Annotated in this window: 2 protein-coding genes; both read left to right on the top strand. The window is 70.5% G+C overall.

The genetic code is table 11. The annotated features are described in order from the left end of the window. Positions 1-84: 84 nt before the first annotated feature. Positions 85-660, top strand: coding sequence for a TetR/AcrR family transcriptional regulator (locus tag D1825_RS18370; protein ID WP_199721437.1), 576 nt, complete (start codon positions 85-87; stop codon positions 658-660). Between the two features lie 257 nt (positions 661-917). Beyond that, positions 918-3,169: glycoside hydrolase family 48 protein (locus tag D1825_RS00625; RefSeq protein WP_118765607.1), on the top strand; the 2,252-nt coding region annotated here is incomplete at its 3' end.

Here is a 3,169-nt window from a genome sequence, read left to right as displayed (position 1 = left end):
CGGCTAGCTAGCTTGCCGTGCGACAGGTAAGCACCGTTCCTAGCCGGTCGTCAAGTAATCTGCTGCGGACGACAGGAGGCGCGGATGCCGCGTGGTGGCGGGACACGGGAGCAGATCCTCGGCACGGCCATGCGGCTGTTCGTCGAGCAGGGGTACGACAAGACGTCCCTGCGGGAGATCGCCGAGGCGGTCGGGGTGACCAAGGCCGCGCTGTACTACCACTTCCGCACCAAGGACGAGCTGGTCTCGAGCGCGCTCGCCGAGTACCGCGACGCGGTCGCCGAGATCGTCGCGTGGCTGCGTGCCACGCCGCCGAGCCTCGAGCGCAACGAGGGCTTCGTCGACCGGATGACGGAGCTCATGGCCTCCGACGGGGGGCTCGCTCTCCGGTTCGGGCAGGCCAACCCGACGCTCGCGGAGCGTGAGGAGTTCGGCACGACGCACGTCGACGCCGTGCGGAGCCTCGTCGAGGCCCTCGTCGGTCCGGACCCCGACGCCGACGCGGCCATCCGGGGGACGATGGCCTTCGGGGCCCTCGTCATCGGCGCCCTCGGAAACGCGGTCCTGCCGATCCCGGGTGGGCCCGAGCCCGGGGCGGCCGCAGGACGCACCGTTGCGCTCGAGGTCCTCGCGCCGCTGGCCGATCGCCTTCACGGCTGACGCCAGGGCCCGGCGGCGCTGACCCAGCCGTGGGCGCGCTCCCACTCGAATCGTTTAAGAGTCTGGACGCGACCTGTGCGCGGTCGGAAGGTGATCCCACCCGGCCGACACCTGCCCGGGTCCCGCACCGGAGCGGGCCCTTGCCAGGGTCGACCAGTCCTTCGTCCCGTCATCGTCCTCGCGCGCCTGCGTGCGGGGCGTCGGGTCGTGCCCGCGACGTCGCGGGGGCGGACCCGTCTGTCAGAAAGGCACGAATGATGTCCTCACCGACCCGCCGGCGATTCGCCTGGGTGGCTGCGGCCACCCTGGGCGCGTCGTCGCTCATGGCGGCCTGCCTCGTCCAACCCGCGATGGCCGCGCCCGCACCCGCGAGCCCGGCCGTCACGATCCAGCTCCCCGGTGCCGCACCCCTGGCCGTCGCCGCGGCCGCCGACGGGGAGTACACGCAGCGCTTCCTGACGATGTACTCGAAGATCAAGGACTCCGCGAACGGCTACTTCAGCGCGCAGGGCATCCCCTACCATTCGGTCGAGACCCTCATCGTCGAGGCGCCCGACTACGGCCACGAGACGACGTCCGAGGCGTACTCGTACTGGGTGTGGCTCGAGGCCCTCTACGGCCAGGTCACGCAGGACTGGGCGCCGCTGAACCACGCGTGGGACACGCTCGAGAAGTACATGATCCCGACGAGCGCGGACCAGCCGACCAACTCGTTCTACAACCCGAACAGCCCCGCGACGTACGCGTCGGAGTTCAACACCCCCGACAAGTACCCCTCGGCGCTGAACAGCGGCGTGGCCTCCGGCAAGGACCCGATCGGCGCCGAGCTGAAGTCGACGTACGGGAACGCGGACGTCTACGGCATGCACTGGCTCGCCGACGTCGACAACAAGTACGGGTTCGGCGCGACCCCGGGTGCGGGCTGCGAGCTCGGCCCCACAGCGACCGGCACGTCCTACATCAACACCTTCCAGCGCGGCCCGCAGGAGTCGGTCTGGGAGACCGTCCCGCAGCCGTCGTGCGAGGAGTTCAAGTACGGCGGCAAGAACGGCTACCTCGACCTGTTCACGCAGGACTCGAGCTACGCCAAGCAGTGGAAGTACACCAACGCCCCCGACGCCGACGCGCGCGCGATCGAGGCCGTGTACTGGGCCAACAAGTGGGCCACGGAGCAGGGCAAGCAGGCGCAGATCGCCGGCACGGTGGCCAAGGCTGCCAAGATGGGCGACTACCTGCGCTACGCCCTGTTCGACAAGTACTTCAAGACCGTCGGCTGCACCTCGCCGTCGTGCCCCGCGGGCACCGGCAAGGAGAGCGAGCACGGCCTGCTCTCCTGGTACTACGCCTGGGGTGGCGCGCTCGACACGTCGGCCGGCTGGGCCTGGCGGATCGGCTCGTCGCACGCCCACTTCGGCTACCAGAACCCGCTCGCGGCCTGGGTGCTCTCGACCGACGCGGCCCTGACGCCCAAGTCGCCGACCGCCAAGTCCGACTGGGCCGGCTCGCTGACGCGCCAGCTCGAGTTCTACCAGTGGCTGCAGGCGCCCGAGGGCGGCATCGCCGGTGGCGCGACGAACAGCTGGGACGGCGCGTACGCGACGCCTCCGGCCGGCACGCCGACCTTCTACGGCATGGGCTACACGGAGGCGCCCGTCTACAACGACCCGCCGTCGAACCAGTGGTTCGGCATGCAGGCGTGGGGCATGCAGCGCGTCGCCGAGCTCTACTACGCGTCGGGCGACGTCCGCGCCAAGGCGATCCTCGACAAGTGGGTCCCGTGGGCCGCGGCGAACATCAAGGTCTCGGGCAGCACCTGGTCCATCCCGTCCGAGCTCACCTGGACCGGCAAGCCGGACACCTGGAACTCGGCCAGCCCGGGCTCCAACTCGGGCCTCAAGGTCGGCATCAAGAGCACCGGCCAGGACGTGGGCGTCGCAGGTGACCTGTCCCGCACGCTGCTGTTCTACGCGGCCAAGGCCGGCGACACCGCCGTCCAGGCCAAGGTGAAGTCGCTGCTCGACGCGATCTGGGCCTCGAACCAGGACCCGCTGGGCGTCTCGGCGCCGGAGACCCGCACGGACTTCGCGCGGTTCGACGACGGCTACACCCCCGGTGGCAACGGCGTCTACATCCCCGCCGGCTGGACCGGCACGATGCCCAACGGCGACGTCATCAAGCCGGGCGTCAGCTTCCTGGACATCCGCTCCTGGTACAAGCAGGACCCGCAGTGGTCCAAGGTCCAGAGCTACCTGGACGGCGGCCCCGCGCCGACGTTCACCTTCCACCGGTTCTGGGCCCAGACGGCCATCGCCGGCGCCATGGCGGACTACGACCGCCTGTTCCCGACGACGGCCCCGGCCGACACGACGGCGCCCTCGGTGCCGACGGGCCTGACTGCCGGCACCACGACGGCCACGTCCGCGACGATCTCGTGGACCGCGTCGACCGACAACGCCGGTGGTTCGGGTGTGGCCGGGTACGACATCTACCGCGGCACGACGAAGGTCGG

This window comes from Cellulomonas rhizosphaerae, from assembly GCF_003470205.1.
Taxonomy (GTDB): Bacteria; Actinomycetota; Actinomycetes; order Actinomycetales; family Cellulomonadaceae; genus Cellulomonas; species Cellulomonas rhizosphaerae.
The sequence above is the reverse complement of the archived record's forward strand: the minus strand, read 5'-3'. Positions and strand labels throughout refer to the sequence as shown.

What these genes read in the sequence shown, in the direction of transcription:
- D1825_RS18370 (WP_199721437.1), top strand. Translation starts at nt 85, where the DNA reads ATGCCGCGTGGTGGCGGGACACGGGAGCAGATCCTCGGCACGGCCATG.